The sequence below is a fragment of the Streptomyces kunmingensis genome, assembly GCF_039533535.1.
In the GTDB taxonomy this organism is placed as follows: domain Bacteria; phylum Actinomycetota; class Actinomycetes; order Streptomycetales; family Streptomycetaceae; genus Streptomyces; species Streptomyces kunmingensis.
This window is the reverse complement of sequence record NZ_BAAATS010000005.1, coordinates 300,551-317,385: the sequence shown is the minus strand read 5'-3', so window position 1 is coordinate 317,385 and position 16,835 is coordinate 300,551. Positions and strand designations below refer to the sequence as shown.

The following is a 16,835-nucleotide window of genomic DNA, read 5'->3' as shown; positions in this document are numbered from 1 at the left end:
TGGGTGGGCAACACAGCGTAGAGAGACGACGCCGAGAGAAAGAGGGCTGACCGTCATGGCACAGCAGGTGCAGGGCGTGATCGCGCGAGCCAAGGGCGCGCCGGTGGAGATCACGACGATCACGGTGCCGGACCCGGGGCCGGGCGAAGCCGTCGTGGAGATCCAGGCGTGCGGGGTCTGTCACACGGATCTGCACTACCGGGAGGGCGGGATCAACGACGAGTTCCCGTTCCTGCTCGGGCACGAGGCGGCGGGCGTCGTGGAGTCGGTGGGCGAGGGGGTCGCCGAGGTCGAGCCCGGTGACTTCGTGATCCTGAACTGGCGTGCGGTGTGCGGCCAGTGCCGCGCCTGCCGGCGTGGGCGGCCCGAGTACTGCTTCAGCACCCACAACGCGAAGCAGAAGATGACCCTCGCCGACGGCACCGAGCTCAGCCCGGCGCTCGGCATCGGCGCGTTCGCCGAGAAGACGCTGGTCGCCGCGGGCCAGTGCACCAAGGTGGACCCGTCCGCCTCGCCCGCCGCGGCCGGACTGCTCGGCTGCGGCGTGATGGCCGGGATCGGCGCCGCCATCAACACCGGCGGCGTCGGGCGGGGCGACTCCGTCGCCGTCATCGGCTGCGGCGGCGTCGGGAACGCCTCGGTGGTCGGTGCCGCCCTGGCAGGCGCCGCGAAGATCATCGCCGTCGACATCGACGACAAGAAGCTGGAGACGGCCCGCTCGCTCGGCGCCACGCACACCGTCAACTCCCGCTCCACCGACGCGGTCGAGGCCGTGCGCCAGCTGACCGGCGGTTTCGGCGCGGACGTGGTCATCGAGGCGGTCGGCCGCCCGGAGACCTACCAGCAGGCCTTCTACGCCCGCGACCTGGCGGGCACCGTGGTGCTCGTCGGGGTGCCGACCCCCGAGATGCGGCTCGAACTGCCGCTGCTCGACGTGTTCGGCCGCGGCGGCTCGCTCAAGTCGTCCTGGTACGGCGACTGCCTGCCCTCGCGCGACTTCCCGATGCTCATCGACCTGTATCTGCAGGGGCGCCTCGACCTCGACGCGTTCGTCACCGAGACCATCGCGCTCGACGACGTGGAGAAGGCGTTCGAGCGGATGCACCACGGTGACGTGCTGCGTTCGGTGGTGATGTTCTGATGGCCGCCCCCGCCGACAACGGCGCGCGCGTCGAGCACCTGGTCACCTCCGGCACGTTCTCCCTGGACGGCGGAACCTGGGACGTCGACAACAACGTATGGCTCGTGGGTGACGACTCCGAGGTGCTCGTCATCGACGCGGCGCACGACGCCGACGCCATCGCGGCGGCCGTCGGCGACCGGCGGCTCGTCGCCATCGTGTGCACCCACGCCCACGACGACCACATCGACGCGGCGCCCGCACTCGCGGCGCGCACGGGCGCGCCGATCCTGCTGCACCCCGCCGACACGGAGCTGTGGAAGCGTACGCATCCGGACCGGGCGCCCGACGCGGAGCTGGCGGACGGTCAGCAACTGAGCGTCGCCGGCGTGGAGTTGACCGTGCTGCACACGCCCGGGCACTGCCATGGGGCGGTCAGCCTGTACGCGCCCGCGCTCGGCACCGTCTTCACGGGTGACACGCTGTTCCAGGGCGGCCCCGGCGCGACCGGGCGCACCTTCAGCGACTTCCCGACGATCGTCGAGTCGATCCGCGAGAAACTGCTGACCCTGCCGTCCGAGACGGTCGTCCGCACCGGACACGGCGACAGCACGACGATCGGCGCGGAGGCGCCGGGGCTCGACGAGTGGATCAAGCGCGGCCACTGAGGGGCCTGCGCGCCCGGGCCGGGCGGCGGACAGAGACCGCCGCCCGGCCCGGGCGGAACTCACACGCACCTGTGGACTCAGGACTCAGGCTCAGGACGGGGCGAAGACCGCCCGCACCGTCTTGCCGCCGCGCCGGTCCGGCAGCACGCTCCACCGCTGGGCGAGGGCGTGGACCAGGGCGATCCCGCGCCCCGACTCGGCCGTCGGCGACGCCGGCTTGAGCTGAGGGAGTCCCGGCCCGTCGTCGCGCACCTCCACGATCAGTTCACCCGCGTCCATGCGCAGGCTCATCCGGCAGCGGTGCTCGGACACCCTGGCGGCGTTCGTGACGAGTTCCGACACCACCAGCTCGGCGTCCGCCGCCGCCTCGTCGGACCGCCCCGCCAGGAAAGAGCGGGTCAGTCGACGGGCCCAACGGGCGGCGCTCGAGCCCCGCGGCATCAGGTACTCCACGCGTGCGGCACGCCGTTCGGCGCTCCGGGTCGCACGCATGACGATCACTTCCTCTCGTTGTCTCCTGCGTGGCTCTTGGATCGGTAACGGGCACCCTTCCCACGGAGCGTGATCGGCAAGCGGGTCCGTTCGGGCGAACCCGCGAGCGCGTGGTAGCCGTGCCCGATGCGCCGGCCGACCAGGATGTACGCGATCAGGGCACCCGCCGTGTTGAGGATGACGTCGTCCACGTCGAACGCGCGGCCCTGCACGAGCGCGCCCTGCGCCAGCTCCACGAGCACCATGACGATCGCGGTCAGCAGCAGCACCCGCATCATCCGCATCCGCCGCGCCACGAGCACCGGCAGCAGCAGCCCGAACGGCGCCCCGAGCAGGAGATTGCCGCCGATCTGCTTGCACGCCGCCAGGAAGGTGTACGACTCCGCGTACTGCCGCAGGGACGCACCCGGCCGCAGATTGGACCCGGCGAGCTTGTCGGACGCCGGGGACGGGGTCAGCGTGAGACGGGCCAACACGGCGGAGAAGAGGATGAGAGCGACGAACGCGACAAGTGCCACCAGCACCCGCACGAGTACCCGCCACCAGCCTCCGGGGCGAGCCCGGTCCGCCTTACTGGTTCGTGCCGTCACCGAAGTCATGGGCCCCTAGTGCCCGGAGTCGGCCGGAACACGCTGGCTGACGGTGCGTCAATCTCCCTCGGTGGGGTGGGTCAGTGTGTCCAGGAACCGCTCCACCGCCGGTGACGAGGCGCCGCCGCCGCAGCGCACCCGGTCCACCTGCGGTATCGACACCTTCCCGAGGTGCAGGGACTGAGTCTCGATGGCCTCCGTCAAGTGCAGCCGTCCCAGGGCCCGTTCGGCGGCGGTGCGGCGAACGTACTCGATGACTGTCACGCCCAGATGATCCGCGTGCCCCCGAACCGCCTCGTACTCGTCGGGCGTGAAGAGCTCCCGCAGAAGCGCAGTACCGTCCATGGCCGCATGATGCCGTTCCGGATCCCGGAGCGGGGGCGGATGGCATATTCGCCCCTCGTTCGCGTGACGTCTGCCGCTCGGCCGGAGGGGCGGTCCCCGTCGGTGGGGTGGACCCCCGTTGCCGATCTCCGTTAAGTTAGGCAAGGCTTACCTAATGGAGGTTCGGGATGGGTGTCCGACAGATCGCTAGTGCCGTGCCCAACACGGCGACCCGCGCACGCTCCGTGCTCGCCGCCGCATGGACCTGCGGCGTCACCACCGATGTGGGGCAGGACGACCTCGTCGGCGCGCACCGCGTCGCCGAGGACGGCACGGTGCGGATCGCGCCCCCGCCGGACAGCGTGCTCGCCGCCGCTGTGCTCTGCTCCCCGCACGGCCGGCCCACGACCCTCCTGGAGTTCGCCGACGCGGCGCCCGTCCCGGTACGCGACCGGGTCCGCGCCCGGCTCTGGCTCTCGGGCGAACTCGTGCCCGACGAGGAGGAGATGGTGCTGCGGCCCCTGCGCGCCGTGCTGCAGACCCGCACCGAGCGTCTCGGTATCGACCTCGACGAGCTCGCCGCGGCCGCGCCGGATCCGCTCGCTCTCGCCGAGCCCCGCCTGCTGACCCATCTGGCGGAGGCGCACCCCGAGGCCGTCGAGCAGCTCACCCTGCTCATCGCCCCCGACAGCCTGCACGGCGTCGTCCGGGTCCAGCCCCTCGCCGTCGACCGGCACGGACTGACGCTGCGCCTGGAACGTGCCCGCGGCCAGGCCGACGTACGGATCCCGTTCCACAGCCCGGCCGACGACCTGACCGCGCTGACCGAGCGCATGCACTGCCTGCTCGCCTCGGCGCAGGCGGTCAGCCGCCGCCGGAGGTGACCTTCTCGCGCTCGGCGGGCCGCTCCGGCTCCGGCTGCGGCGCGGCGCGCCGGAACGCCCAGTCCATACGTGGTTCGACGACGTACCGGAAGACACGGCGCACCGGGTCGGTGCACAGCAGGGTGATGCCCGTGACCGCCGTCGCCGTCACCGCCAGCTCGCCCAGCGGCGTGTGCAGCCAGGGATGGTCGTACCAGCCGCCGAAGCGCGAGGACTTGATGACGAAACCGTGCAGCAGATACGCGTAGATCGTTCCGGTCCCCAGCGCCGTGAAGAACAGCTTGCGCCCCGGCACCCACGCCAGGAAGCAGGCGGAGAGCACGAGCGCGAGGACGAACAGGGCGGGCGTCGCCAGCAGGCCCGCCCACGCGGACACCCCGCGCCCCTGCACGGCCCCGCGGTGATAGAACCACCCGGCGTCGAACCACGGCGCCACCCAGTACGCGGCCACCACCGCGGCCAGCGCCACCGGAGCCGCCGCCCCGCGCACCCGCCAGGTACGCAGCCGCGAGAAGTGCTCGGGCCGCAGCACCAGCCCCACCACGAAGAACGGCAGGAACTGGATCACCCGCTGAAGCGCCAGGTCACCGCCCGCGTCCGGCATCATCGACACCCCCGTGGCCAGCGCGAGCGACACCGCCACGGGATGGCGCATCTGCAGCCACAGCGGCGTCGAGAGCCGCCAGACGAACAGAGCCGCCAGGAACCACATCAGATACCAGGGGTCCAGCAGGCTGATCGGATACCCGGGGTCGTCCTGCCGCCACCGGTAGAACAGCGTGTACGCCACCTCGAAGACGACATACGGGACGACGACCCCCGTCACCAGGCGCTTCAGCCGCCCGGGCGCCATGTCGAAGCTGCGTGAGAAGTACCCGGACACCAGCGCGAACGCCGGCATGTGGAAGGCGTAGACGGTGAGATACAACGCCGTCACCGCGCGACTTCCGTACGTCAGCGGTTCCCATGCGTGTCCGCACGCGACGAGCACGATGGTCAGGTACTTCACGTTGTCGAAATACGACTCGCGTGCCTTGCCGCCGCTGCCGGATATGCCTTGCGCTGCCTGCCGTACCATCGCGCCGCTGCGCCCCTCCTCGAGCCGGACCACGTCCCCCGCCTGCCCACTGCAGACCGTTCCATGACTCGGGACGTGACACAAGCGCCTTGCCGGGACGGCCGTGGCACCAGGGATGACACGGAAAGACAGCGATGGGCCCCCGGCGACAGGAGGGGAATCGTCGCCGGGGGCCCATCGGGCCAGGGATCAGACGGCGGTGTAGGCGCCGTCCACCAGGTGGTAGCTGCCGGCGACGAACGAGGCGCGGTCCGAGAGCAGGAACGCGATCAGCTCCGCGACCTCTTCGGAGAGGCCGAGCCGCCCGGCCGGGTGCAGGCCGACGAGACCGTCGTAGGCGGCCTTGTCCATCTCCTTGAGGAGCGGGGTCTCGATGAAGCCCGGGCCGACCGCGTTGACGCGGATGCCCTTGGCCGCGTACTCGGCGGCGGCGGTCTTCGTCAGCCCGACGACGCCGTGCTTGGCGGCGACATAGGCGGGGGAGCCGGCGAAGCCGACCGAGCCGAGGATGGAGGCGACGTTGACGATCGCGCCGCCACGGCCGGCGGCCTCGATGACGGGCAGCTCGTAGCGCATCGAGTAGAAGACGCCGTCGAGGTTGGTGCGGATGACCCGGTTGTAGGCGTCGATGTCGTACTCACCGGTGGGCGTGCTGGGGCCGCCGATGCCCGCGTTGTTCACGGCCAGGTCGAGTCCGCCGAAGATGTCGACGGCGAACTGTACGGCGGCCTCCACCGAGGCGGGCTGCGTCACGTCGAGCGCCACGGCGGCGGCCTCGATGCCCTCGCCCTTCAGGGTCTCGGCGGCTTCCTTCGCGCCCTGCTCGTTGTAGTCGGCGATGACGACGGCCGCGCCGCCGCGGCCCAGGCGGCGGGCGGTGGCCAGACCGATGCCGGAGGCGGCGCCGGTGACCAGGGCGGTCTTGCCGGCGAACTCGGCGGCGTACTCGATGACCTGGCCGGTGGTGGGGGTGGTGCTCATGGTGCGTGTCACTCTCTGCTGGCGATGTCGGAGGTCGCCGCCGATCGGGCGGCCTCCCCGATGAGTTCGTCGTAGGCCCGCGTCACCAGAGGGGCGAGGTCTTCGGCGTACTTGTCCGCGCCGCGCGCCCAGGTGCGCAGCGCGGCGGTCAGTACACCGGCGGCGGCGCCGACGACGACCTCGGGACGCAGGTCCCAGGAGGGGTCGGTGCCGAGCCGGTCGGCGATGATGCGCACGGACTCGTCCTGGGCGTCGACCCGGATGCGTTCGTACGCGGCGAACAGGGCGGGCTCCTCGTCCAGGGCGGTGTACAGCTCGCGCAGTCCCGGGCGGTGGTGCCAGGCCGGGGTCTCGCGGTCGGCCAGCCAGTCCGCGACGGCGCCGCGGTACGCGAGCAGCGGGGGCTCGTCCTCGGGCCGGGCGCGCAGCGCCGCGTTGATCCGGGCGCCGTCCGCGCGGGTGAAGTCGAGCGCCGCGTCCTCCTTGCCGGAGAAGTGCCGGCTGAAGGTGCGGCGGGTGACGTCCGCGCGCTCGGCGATCGCCTCGACGGTCACGTCCCCCAGCCCCCGCTCCAGCACCAGCTCGACGGCGGCCTGTGCCAGCGCCTCACGCGTCCGGCGGGCCTTGACCTGTCGTCGGTCCTCGGGGGGCGGGGTGGGGGTGCCCTCGTTCGCCTTCATGCATTCAGCGTACACCTTGATGTCCCGGTGGGACATGAGTCCCGGCGGGACATTTCACGGACCGGTGTACCGAGGGGTCAGGCGTGCCAGTGGCCGTGCAGGGCGGCGGTGGCGAAGCCGGGGCCGTAGGCCACCATCGTTCCCCGGGCGCCCGGGGGCGGCGGGTCCTCGTGCGTGCGCTCCAGGACGCGGAGCACGCTGACGCCGCCGAGATTGCCCTCGTCGGTCAGGGTGTCGGTGGAGTGACGGGCGGCGTGCTCGTCGAGTTCCAGGCCCGCGGCGGTGTCGGAGATGATGCGCGGGCTGCCCGGGTGGATGACCGCGAAGTCGGAGCGGCGTCCGCCCAGCCAGCCGAGGAACGGGGGCAGCGCGTCACGGGAGGCGGCCCGGCCCTCCTTCGTGGCGTCGAAGTGCAGACCGTCCGAGGTGATCCGGCCGCTCAGGTAATGCGCGGTGTCCGGAAGGACGTGCTCGTAGCTGTCCTCGATCGCGTAACCGGGACCGAGCGGCTCGGCGCTGACGACGGCGGCGCCCGCCGAGTCGCCGAACAGCGCCTTGTAGATCATCGCGTCGATCCCGGTGTCGCTGTGGTGGTACACGGCGGAGATCACCTCCGCGGCGACGACCAGCACGGGGGCGCCGGGTCTGACCGTCACCATGTCCGCCGCGCGGATCAGGGACTTGGTGCCTCCGGTGCACGCGAGCGTGGTGTGCGCCAGGGCCCGGGCGGTGGGGCGCATGCCCAGCGAAGTCATCAGCCCCACATCGAGGTTGGGCGCCGCCCAGCCGGTGGAATGCGTGGTGACGATGCCGCCGAGGTCTCGGGCCGACAGGCCCGCGCCGGCGAGCGCCGCCTCGGCCGCCTCCTGGGCGAGCTGGAGCGCGTCGGCGAACGCGCCTGGGGCGCGCTCGCCGACACCGCCTTCCGTCGCCGCGGTCGCCGAGGCGAGCGGCCGGCTGAAATAGCGGGTGTGGACGCCGCACCCGCGCACCGCGCGGACGGCCGCGGCCAGCCGCGGATGGTCCGGGTGGTGCGCACGTATGTCATCCGCGATCTCGTCGGTGGTGACCTTGTGGGCTCCCAGGACGGTTCGGGGTCTGGACACGTAAACAGGCATGTGGTGGCTCCCACGGATCTTGGGGGTGTGGGGGGCCGGATCAACGTACGTCAATTGTGTATGACCGTTGAAGGGCTGTCAGCCTGCCTGCAGCGCGGGCATCCGGGGGTGCGCCCGCCGGACGCCGGGATGGAAGACGAGGATCATCAGGCGCGCCCCGGGGGTGGTGAGCGGCTGTGCCGCGCACATCGTCGCCCAGCCGGGGCCCAGCCGGGCGTGCAGCAGCGGCCGTTCGTCGCCGTCCGGGTGGATGGCCGAGCCTCCCGCCTCGTAGATCGGGGCCGCTTCCGGGTCGGCCAGGACCTCCTTCTCGATCTGGCGCAGCGTGTCGTCCTCCGGGCGGGCGGCCAGCGCGGCCCGCAACTGGGGGAGGAGCAGGGGCGCCCAGGAGGTGGCCCAGTCCGTGAGCATGTGGTGGGCGTGCCGGTCGAGGAGCATCCACCGCATCGTGTTCGAGGGGGGCCGATGGCCCGGGAAGAGTTCGATGAAGGCCCTGTTGCAGGCGAGCAGGTCCCAGGACGCGTCGGACACGTAGGCGATGTGGTTGATGCCGTCGACCGCCTCCTGCCATACGCCGGGGATCTCCTTGCCGGACGACAGGTACAGAGGGCCGGGCGGGTCCTGGAGCAGGGCGTAGCGGCACAGCAGCTGCCACTCCTGCTCGTTGAGCCCGAACAGCCGGCCCACATCGCGCAGCAGATCCACCGGCGGGCTCGGGTAACTCCCCGACTCCAGCCGGTGATACGTCCCGAGTGTCCGGTGCAGCAGCTGGTCGACCTGGTGCTGGGACAGGCCGGGCGCGCGCCGGCCCTGGCCCGTGGGGCGTCTGAAACCGTGCGACTCGGGGGCTATGAGGGCGCGCCGTTCACGGAGCAGGGCGCGGAGCGCCTTCTTGTTCATGGTGGGTAATCCCTCTTCGTACACGCCGAGTTGAGCGTATGCAGTCTAAATAATCCCATCGCCTTTGGTAATAAACATTGCCCGAAGAAAACCATCACATGCCCCGTCATGATGACTCGTGCGGGGTTACCCACCTGCCGGTTTCATCGTCTGTGAGCATGTAGACGCAGTGATGGGGCACCTGTGCCGGGCCGCTCGAAAATGGCCGAAATTTCCCGGCGTCGGGTAACTCACGAGCCTTCGGGCTGTTCGAGGAAGAGAGGGCGGGACCGGGCCACCAATTGTTCGATGTGGCCGGAAAATGCGTTGCACGACGCACGTCCCGTACTCGTCCGCGAGCGGTGTCCGGAGGTCACTGGCTGCGGTCGGTGCCGTCACTCGCCATTACGTAGCGGCCACGGCACCGGCCGCGCCGGCCACCCGCGCCCGCCCGCAGCGGCCGGTCCGCAGCGGTCAGTCCGCAGCGGTCAGTCCGCAGCGGTCAGTCCGCAGCGGTCAGTCCGTCTTGCGCAGATTGCGTACGTAGTCCTCCGCCGCGGCGTCGAGGCCGATGTCGTGCTGGGCGCGCTCGGACAAGTACCAGCGGTGTTCCAGCAGTTCGTGGTAGAGCTCGGCCGGATCGGCCGGGGTCGGGATCCGGTCGCGCACCGCCCGGACCGTCGGCCGGAACACATCGCGCACCCAGCGGTGGGCGAGTACCTCGGGACGGGCGTCCGGCGCGTCCTCCTGGGTCGCCATCCAGCTCTCCAGATCGTTCAGCAGCCGCCGCGCCTGGTTCTCCTCCGCGTCCATGCCGGTGAGGCGCAGCAGCTGACGCTGGTGGTGGCCCGCGTCGACGACCTTCGGCACGAAGGTGACGGTGTCACCCTGCGGGGAGCGGGAGATCTGCATCTCGGCGACGTCGAAGCCCAGGTCGTTCAGGCGCCGGATGCGGCGCTCCATGTAGTGGTGCTTGCCCGCCGGGTACACCGAGGTGCGGGTCAGCTCGCTCCACAGGTTCGCGTAGCGCTGGCCTATCTCCGTGCCGAACTCGATCGGGTCGATCGACGGGTGCAGCGCCCCGGACGCCTCCAGGTCGAGCATCTCGCCGCTGATGTTCACGCGGGCCAGATCGATGTCGTACTCGCGCTGCCCGTCGCTCAGCTTCGGGTGCAGCTCGCCGGTCTCCGCGTCCACCAGGTATGCGGCGTAGGCGCCCGCGTCCCGGCGGAACAGCGTGTTGGAGAGCGAGCAGTCGCCCCAGGCGAAACCGGCGAGATGCAGCCGGACCAGGAGCACCGCCAGCGCGTCCATCAGGCGGTGCACGGTGGACGGGCGCAGCGTCGTCTCGAACATGGAGCGGTAGGGCAGGGATCCGCCCAGGTGCCGGGTGATCAGGACCGGCTCGAGCGGGCTGCCGTCCGGCGTCTCGCGGCCCGTGACGACGGCCAGCGGATCGACCGCCGGGATGCCAAGGCGGTCGATCGTGCGCAGCAGTTCGTACTCGCGCAGCGCCGGCCGCTCGGCCAGTTCCTTCACGGCCACGACCTCGTCACCCGCGCGCGCGTAGCGCACCACGTGCCGCGAGATACCGCGCGGCAGCGGCACGAGGTACTCCTGCGGCCACTCCTCCAGCGGGATGTGCCAGGGCAGGGCGAGCAGGAGCACCGGGTGCTCGGGGTTGGTGGCGCTGATCTGGAGCGGCATGGTCATAAGCGTAAGCGGCCCGCGCGGGCGACCCGGCTCGCGGTGGAAGCGCTTGCGGAAGCGTTTGCTGAAGCGCTTGCCGAAGCGGGTGCGGAAGGGCTTGCTGAAGCGGTTACGGAAGCGGTTGCGGGCTTTAAGCGCCGGGCTCGCGTGCGGCGCCTTCCGTTTTGTGTTCGCTGCCTTCCGTTTCGTGCGCGGTGCCCTCCGACTCCAGGGACCGCTCCGCCGCCGCGAGGATCTCGGTGAGCCGCAACCCGAAGCGCGCATCGCACGGCGCGGCCACGCCCGTACGCGCCGACTCCAGCAGGACGTCGACGGCCACGGCGAAGGACTCCTGCGCCGTGCCGCCCAACGGCATCGTCAACGCGCCCGCCGGGCCGCGCAGTTCGACGGTGGTCCCGGCAGCCGCCCGCGGAGTCGTCAAACTCAGGGTCGCCGTGCTGGAGGCGCCGGACGTGTGCCGCAGGACGAGATGCGCGGTGTCACCGGCGCCGCGCCGGGCCGTCACCGCCACCACGTCACCCAGGATCGGCAGCAGCACCGACAGGGCGTGCGGGCCGACGTCCCACAGCGCGCCGCGCTCCGCCCGCCACGGCGTCGAGGCCCGCACCTCGGCGTCGTCGCCGGGTGTGTACAGCGCGCCGTACCAGTCGGCGCGGCCCGTGAACCAGCCCTTCTCAGCCGCCTGTTCGGCGATCCAGGCCGAGGGCGCGGAGGCGTAGCGCATCGTGCAGAACACGGCCGAGGCGACCCCCGCCGCGTCGGCGGCCTCCACCACGGCGCGGGCCGCCGCGGGCTGTGTGGCGACGGGCTTGTCGAGCAGCAGATGGCAGCCGGCCGCCGCGGCCCGGGCGGCCAGGGGCGCCTGTACGTCCGGCGGCACGGCGAACGCCACCGCGTCGCACGCCGCGAACAACGCGTCCACGTCGTCGTACGCCGTGATGCCGTGCTCGGCCGCGAGTTCGGCGGCGGCCTCCGGGCGGCGCCCCCAGACTCCGGTGAAGCCGGTGTGCGGATGGGCGGCGAGGGCGGGGGCGTGGGTCCGCCGGGCCCAGGGGCCCGTGCCGACAAGTCCGAAGCGCAGCACGTCAGTCGAGGTCATGACCGGCAGTATCGCCCGGCCGGGCCCGGAACCGAAGGCGACGGCGCGCCGGGCGCCCGGGCGCGGCCACGGCCGGTCCCGCCCGGACACGGACAGCGGGCACGGCCGGGTCCGGTCCGGGCACAGACACCGGACACCGGAATGGTGAATACTGATTCACCACCTGGGTGAATGCCCATTCACCCACTCTCCCGACGCCGGGCCGCCGCTCGCGTCCCCGAGCAGGAGCCCCATGGACCCCGTCCCCGCCTCCGCCCCGATACCCGCGCCGCCGCGCCTGCGCGAGCGCCTCACCGTGCCCGTGCTCGCCTTCGGCGGCATCCTCATGGCTGTCATGCAGACCGTCGTCGTACCGCTGCTGCCGGACCTGCCCCGGCTGACCGGCGCATCCCCCGCGGCCGTCTCCTGGATGGTCACCGCGACCCTCCTCGCCGGCGCCGTCCTCACGCCCGTCCTCGGCCGGGCCGGTGACATGTACGGAAAGCGGCGGGTCCTGCTGATCGCGCTCGGCCTGATGACCATCGGCTCCGTGCTCTGCGCGCTCACCTCCGACATCCGCGTCCTGATCGCGGCCCGCGCACTCCAGGGCGCCGCCGCGGCCGTCGTCCCGCTGTCCATCAGCATCCTGCGCGACGAACTCCCGCCGCACCGCACCCATTCCGCCGTCGCCCTGATGAGTTCCACCGTCGGGATCGGCGCCGCCCTCGGGCTGCCGCTGGCCGCGCTGATCGTGCAGTACGCGAACTGGCACGTGATGTTCTGGGCGACCAGTGCTCTCGGCGCGCTCGGCCTCGCGCTCGCCTGGTGGACGGTGCGCGAATCGCCGGTCCGATCGCCGGGCCGCTTCGACGCGCTCGGCACCCTCGGCCTCGCCGCGGGCCTGATCAGCCTGCTGCTCGGCGTCTCCCAGGGCGGGCAGTGGGGGTGGGGGAGCGCCCGCGTCGCCGGCCTGTTCGCCGGCGCCGTCGTGATCCTCGGCCTGTGGGCGTGGCAGCAACTGCGCACCGCGAGCCCGCTGGTGGACCTGCGGCTCGCCGCCGGCCGCCGCGTCGGACTGCCGCACGTCGCGGCGCTCTTCACCGGCTTCGCGTTCTACGCCAACTCGCTCGTCACCGCGCAGCTCGTGCAGGCCCCCGTCGCCGCGGGGTACGGCCTGGGCCTGTCCATCGTCGCGACCGGCCTGTGCATGCTGCCCAGCGGCGTCATCATGCTGCTGTTCTCCCCGGTCTCCGCCCGTGTCTCCACCGCGCGCGGCCCCCGCGTCACCCTCGCCGCCGGCGGGATCGTGCTCGCCCTCGGCTACGCGGTGCGCATCGCCGACAGCACCGATCTGTGGGTCATCCTCGTCGGCGCGGCCGTCGTCTCGACGGGCACGACCCTCGCCTACTCGGCGCTGCCCACGCTGATCCTGCGCGCCGTCCCGTCGGGCGCGACCGCCTCCGCCAACGGCGTCAACGTCCTCATGCGCACCATCGGCCAGGCCGTCTCCAGTGCCGCCGTCGCCGCCGTACTCGTCCACCACACGACGCGGGTGGGCGGCGCCGAGGTTCCGACCCTCTCCGGCTACCAGCTCGCTTTCGCCATGGCGGGTACCGTCGCGCTGGTGGCCACGGCCGTCGCCCTCGCCGTCCCCTCCGACCGCGCACACGAGGGTGCGGGCGCGGCGGTCCGGGTGGCCACCACGAAAGGAGCCTGAGGTGATGAGCACGGCCTACGCCGACGAGCGGGGACCCGGCACGGGCCGGCGCGACGCCGAGACGACCAGGGCCGCCATCGTGAAGGCGGCCAGATACCTGCTCGCCCGGCACGCGCACGCCGACATCACGCTCAGGGCGGTCGCCGAACGGGCCGGCGTCAGCCCGCCCCTCGTCCTCAAGTACTTCGGGAACAAGGACGCCCTGTTCTCCAGCGTCATGAATTTCGAGGCCGACGTGGAGGTCTTCCTCGACGCACCCCTGGCCGAACTGGGCGCCCACATGGTGCGCCACGTCCTGACCGGCCAGGTGGAGCGCGGCGCCGACCCCATCCTGCGCATCGTCTTCGCCCCGCTCCACGGCGAGCAGGGCGAGATCCTGCGCTCCAACTTCCGCTCCCAGGTCAGCGGCCGCCTCGCCGAACGCCTCACCGGCGAGGACGCGGGCCTGCGTGCCGAACTCGCCGTGTCGATGCTGCTCGGCCTCGGCGTCATGTACGGCATCGCCCGCGGCCCGCATGTGCGGGCCGCGGACATCGAGGAGGTGGTGGACCGGTACGCCCCGGCCGTGCAGGCCCAGCTGGCTTCCCCCTCAGGGGCGCGGGGCCGTATCGAATAGCGGCTCCGCCGCGGGGCGCGACCAGCCCCCACTCACCGTCACTGAACGCGCAGCGGCTCGAACCCCACAACGGTCTCGAACCCATCGGCCCAGCGCACGGTCAACTCCTCCTGCAGGAAGACAACTTCGCTCACCGCCTCAGCGAGGGGCACATCAGGCTCCCCACCAAGAGAGGCCAGCGCCACAAAAACCCCGCCCCCCTCGACACCCGCCGAAAGCCGAGGCACCCGCACCCACCCCTCGAACGCCGTCCCCTCCGGCGCCCGCACGGCATCCCGCTCATCCCACCCGTGCAACCCGACAAGGTCCGAGCGAACCGCCTCCGTCGCCCAGCCGGTCAGCGTCACCCGTGCCCCGTGCGGAGCCCCCACGACCCGGTGCACGCGCAGCTCATGGTGGCCCCGCGCCACGGTCACGCTCTCCACGCGCAGCCCCGGCACCATCGGCGGCCCGGACGCGAACACCGGACGGTGCCAGGACGCCGCCCAGCCCCAGCCGTCGCCCTGGCCCGCGCCCAGCGGACGGATCCGGCGCCGGGTGCTCGCGACGCCGCCGACCTCGACGGACAGGTGGTTGTCCGCGACGTTGGTCTTCGACGTCGGCCCGGTGTGCGTGGAGTACGCCTGGCGGCTGTAGAGCACGTCGTCCTGCGCCGCGAACTCGCCCTCGTGCGGCCGGACATGGTCACTGCCGTGGTTGTGCAGCCGTACGATCCCGTCGGCCCGCGTCGACTGCACGAGGAGTCCGGGCGCGGGCAGCGCGAGCACCCGGTCGGGGCCCTCGCTCGGCGCCTCCTCCTCCGTCGCGGTCCACAGCGGGTCGTCCTGCGGGGCGAGCAGCGCCACGAAGCCCTTCGACGCCCAGTACGGGGACGCGGGGCCCGAGTAGTGCTGCAGCGTCGCGTCGTGCGGGCCGTGCCAGCCCAGGCTGAGCAGGCCCGCGTCCGTGACGCCGCCCCGGTCCAGGAAGTAGCGCAGGTTGCCGCTGATGAGGCGGCGTGAGGTGCCGGGGGTCAGGGGTGTGTGGCCGGTGAGCGCGCCCGCGCCGATCGCCGCCGAGGCCGCGAAGCGGTAGGTGAGCGAGCGCCCGAAGTGGATCGGCGCGCCGTCCCCGCCGAACAGGAGGGAGAAGCCTTCCAGGTGCTCGCGCAGCCGGGGGCCGAACCGGTCCGAGAGCGCCGTGTCGCCCGAGAGGTGGGCGTGCAGCATCGGGTACAGATGCAGCGCCCAGCCGTTGTAGTGGTCGAAGGCCCGCCCGTCACCGTCCGCGTACCAGCCGTCGCCCCGGTACCACGTCTCCATCAGGCCGAGCGCCCGCTCCATGGCACGCGCCGTGGCCCCGTCGCCCCGGCCCACCGACTCCAGGAACGACGCGACCATGAAGGGGAAGAGGTACCAGTTGTTGGGGGCGGGCGTGTGGTTGATCGCGCCGCGCAGCCATTTCTCCGCCCGGTCCTGTACGTCGCCATCGAGCCGGTCCCACAGCCACGGCCGCGTCAGCATCAGGCCGAGCGCCACCGACGCCGACTCGACCATCGGCTGGCCCTGCACATGGTGGTCGAGGATCAGCGGCCACGACTCGGCGTCGTCCGCGCCCGGCGTACGGGTGCCCGCGGTGAGGCCGCTCGCGTACCGCTCCAGCCAGCCGTGCGGGTCCTTGCCGTCGGCGCCCGCGATCCGGAACCCGGCCGCCAGGAACGTCCGCGCGTACCCTTCGAGGCCGTCCGAGCGGACCCCCGAACCGGAGGGGCGGCCCGGCAGGTCGAGCAGGGCGCCCTCGGGGGTGGCCCAGCGCCAGGCGGCGCCGAGCAGTCCGTCGGCGACGGCCTCCCAGTGGGCGCGGGTGTAGCCGGTGTACGGGCTCAGCGCCCGGTCCTCCGGGGGAAGTTCGAAGGGGATACTTGTGCCACCAGTAACGGTCATGCCAGGAACGCCAGCCTTTCGCGTCGTACGGGATGGGCGAAACCGTCGCCCGCGGCCCACCGGGCCAGCTCGCCGACGGCCGTGTCTGCGAGCCGCTCCCACTCGCTGCCCTGGGATCCGGCGAGGTGGGGAGTGATCAGAGCGTTCGGGCAGTCCCACAACGGGTGGTCCACCGGCAGCACCTCGGGGTCGGTGACGTCGAGCACCGCCCGGATGCGGCCCGCGCGCACCACGTCGGTGAGCGCGTCCTGGTCGACGACGGCGCCGCGCGAGGTGTTGATGAGCGTGGCGCCCGGGCGCATGGAGGCGAGCAGGCCGCGGCTGACGAGCCCGCGCGTGGCGGGCAGCAGCGGCGTATGGACGCTCAACAGGTCGCTACGCATGAACAGTTCGGGCAGCTCCACCCACTCCACACCCAGCTCGGCCGCCTCCACCGGGGTGACGTACGGGTCGTGCAGCAGGACCTCGAAGTCGAAGGGCCGCAGCAGTTCGATGACGCGGCGGCCGATCAGGGAGGCGGACAGCAGGCCGACGGTGCGCCGGTAGTTGCCGACCGCGTGCGGGGTGAGCAGCCAGGCGTCGCGGGCGCGGGCCTGGCGGAAGTCGCGGGCCCGTTCCAGGACGTGCTTGCCGTGCAGGAGGAGCATCGCGAGGGTGTACTCGGCGACCGGCAGGGCGTTGGCCGCGGCCGCCGAGGTGACCTCGATGCCCCGGTCCCAGCAGGCGTCGGTGACGTGTCCGCGCACCGAACCGGCCGCGTGCACCACGGCCTTGAGGCGGGGCGCCGCCGCGAGGACGTCCGCGTCGAGCCGGGGGCAGCCCCACCCGGTGACCAGGACGTCCACGTCGGCGAGGCTCTCTTTCGCCCGTACGCTCCTCAGGTCGTCGAGGACGGGCAGCGGAGCCAGGTCGCAGACGCCTCGGAGCGCGGCCATGGACCGCGGCGTGAAGACGGCCGCCGCGGCCTGGGGGGACATG

General features: G+C 72.3%; 17 protein-coding genes. 5 read left to right on the top strand and 12 right to left on the bottom strand.

All coding sequences use genetic code 11. The features are described from left to right. Nucleotides 1–55 precede the first annotated feature (55 nt). Together ABD366_RS06715 and ABD366_RS06710 are read left to right on the top strand one after the other, a co-directional pair. On the top strand, nucleotides 56–1,141 hold the full coding sequence (locus ABD366_RS06715) for an S-(hydroxymethyl)mycothiol dehydrogenase (protein ID WP_324772319.1): 1,086 nt from the start codon (nucleotides 56–58) through the stop codon (nucleotides 1,139–1,141). Beyond that, nucleotides 1,141–1,788, top strand: coding sequence for an MBL fold metallo-hydrolase (locus ABD366_RS06710; RefSeq protein ID WP_324772320.1), 648 nt, complete (start codon nucleotides 1,141–1,143; stop codon nucleotides 1,786–1,788). Before ABD366_RS06715 ends, ABD366_RS06710 begins: the two co-directional genes overlap by 1 nt. Before the next feature lie 90 nt (nucleotides 1,789–1,878). Here the strand turns inward: ABD366_RS06710 and ABD366_RS06705 are convergent, their stop codons facing one another. The 3 genes from ABD366_RS06705 to ABD366_RS06695 are packed head-to-tail and all read right to left on the bottom strand — an operon-like array spanning nucleotide 1,879 to nucleotide 3,215. Beyond that, on the bottom strand, nucleotides 1,879–2,280 hold the full coding sequence (locus tag ABD366_RS06705; RefSeq protein WP_324772321.1) for an ATP-binding protein: 402 nt from the start codon (nucleotides 2,278–2,280) through the stop codon (nucleotides 1,879–1,881). A 5-nt stretch (nucleotides 2,281–2,285) separates the two neighbouring features. Continuing rightward, entirely contained in the window at nucleotides 2,286–2,879 is a 594-nt protein-coding gene (locus ABD366_RS06700; protein WP_324772322.1) for a VanZ family protein, read from the bottom strand. 48 nt (nucleotides 2,880–2,927) lie between these two features. Then, on the bottom strand, nucleotides 2,928–3,215 hold the full coding sequence (locus ABD366_RS06695) for a hypothetical protein (RefSeq protein WP_324772323.1): 288 nt from the start codon (nucleotides 3,213–3,215) through the stop codon (nucleotides 2,928–2,930). 167 nt (nucleotides 3,216–3,382) lie between these two features. On the opposite strand from ABD366_RS06695, the gene ABD366_RS06690 reads away from it, so the two are divergent. Continuing rightward, complete coding sequence (locus tag ABD366_RS06690; protein WP_324772324.1) at nucleotides 3,383–4,078, top strand: DUF2470 domain-containing protein; 696 nt, start codon at nucleotides 3,383–3,385, stop codon at nucleotides 4,076–4,078. Here ABD366_RS06690 and ABD366_RS06685 read toward each other — a convergent pair. The 7 genes from ABD366_RS06685 to ABD366_RS06655 form a co-directional block, all read right to left on the bottom strand. Then, nucleotides 4,059–5,156: an acyltransferase family protein gene (locus tag ABD366_RS06685; RefSeq protein ID WP_324772330.1), complete on the bottom strand. Its 1,098-nt coding sequence runs from the start codon at nucleotides 5,154–5,156 to the stop codon at nucleotides 4,059–4,061. The two genes, ABD366_RS06690 and ABD366_RS06685, sit on opposite strands and share 20 nt — an antisense overlap. Nucleotides 5,157–5,345: 189 nt before the next feature. Continuing rightward, nucleotides 5,346–6,137, bottom strand: coding sequence for an SDR family NAD(P)-dependent oxidoreductase (locus tag ABD366_RS06680; protein WP_324772325.1), 792 nt, complete (start codon nucleotides 6,135–6,137; stop codon nucleotides 5,346–5,348). Nucleotides 6,138–6,145: 8 nt separating this feature from the next. After that, nucleotides 6,146–6,817, bottom strand: coding sequence for a TetR/AcrR family transcriptional regulator (locus tag ABD366_RS06675; RefSeq protein WP_324772326.1), 672 nt, complete (start codon nucleotides 6,815–6,817; stop codon nucleotides 6,146–6,148). Nucleotides 6,818–6,894: 77 nt separating this feature from the next. Continuing rightward, a complete protein-coding gene (locus tag ABD366_RS06670) occupies nucleotides 6,895–7,923 on the bottom strand; it encodes a beta-ketoacyl-[acyl-carrier-protein] synthase family protein (protein WP_344441267.1) in 1,029 nt (342 codons plus the stop codon). A 90-nt stretch (nucleotides 7,924–8,013) separates the two neighbouring features. Beyond that, entirely contained in the window at nucleotides 8,014–8,835 is an 822-nt protein-coding gene (locus tag ABD366_RS06665) for an MmyB family transcriptional regulator (RefSeq protein WP_324767303.1), read from the bottom strand. Nucleotides 8,836–9,330: 495 nt separating this feature from the next. Then, nucleotides 9,331–10,521, bottom strand: a complete 1,191-nt coding sequence (locus ABD366_RS06660) for a DUF4032 domain-containing protein (RefSeq protein ID WP_324767304.1) — start codon at nucleotides 10,519–10,521, stop codon at nucleotides 9,331–9,333. 133 nt (nucleotides 10,522–10,654) lie between these two features. Then, the gene (locus tag ABD366_RS06655) at nucleotides 10,655–11,623 is read right to left on the bottom strand and encodes a Gfo/Idh/MocA family protein (RefSeq protein WP_324767305.1); all 969 of its coding nucleotides are present in this window, start codon (nucleotides 11,621–11,623) and stop codon (nucleotides 10,655–10,657) included. Nucleotides 11,624–11,855: 232 nt separating this feature from the next. On the opposite strand from ABD366_RS06655, the gene ABD366_RS06650 reads away from it, so the two are divergent. Next, nucleotides 11,856–13,319 carry an MFS transporter gene (locus ABD366_RS06650; protein ID WP_324767307.1) on the top strand — a complete coding sequence of 488 codons (1,464 nt, stop codon included), beginning with the start codon at nucleotides 11,856–11,858 and terminating at the stop codon, nucleotides 13,317–13,319. Between the two features lie 4 nt (nucleotides 13,320–13,323). Then, a complete protein-coding gene (locus ABD366_RS06645; protein WP_324767308.1) occupies nucleotides 13,324–13,935 on the top strand; it encodes a TetR/AcrR family transcriptional regulator in 612 nt (203 codons plus the stop codon). Nucleotides 13,936–13,973: 38 nt separating this feature from the next. Here ABD366_RS06645 and ABD366_RS06640 read toward each other — a convergent pair whose 3' ends face one another. Together ABD366_RS06640 and ABD366_RS06635 are read right to left on the bottom strand one after the other, a co-directional pair. After that, nucleotides 13,974–15,857 (bottom strand): DUF2264 domain-containing protein, encoded by a 1,884-nt coding sequence (locus ABD366_RS06640; protein WP_324767309.1) that lies wholly within the window; start codon nucleotides 15,855–15,857, stop codon nucleotides 13,974–13,976. Then, the gene (locus ABD366_RS06635) at nucleotides 15,854–16,834 is read right to left on the bottom strand and encodes a hydroxyacid dehydrogenase (RefSeq protein WP_324767324.1); all 981 of its coding nucleotides are present in this window, start codon (nucleotides 16,832–16,834) and stop codon (nucleotides 15,854–15,856) included. Before ABD366_RS06635 ends, ABD366_RS06640 begins: the two co-directional genes overlap by 4 nt. Nucleotide 16,835: the final 1 nt, after the last annotated feature.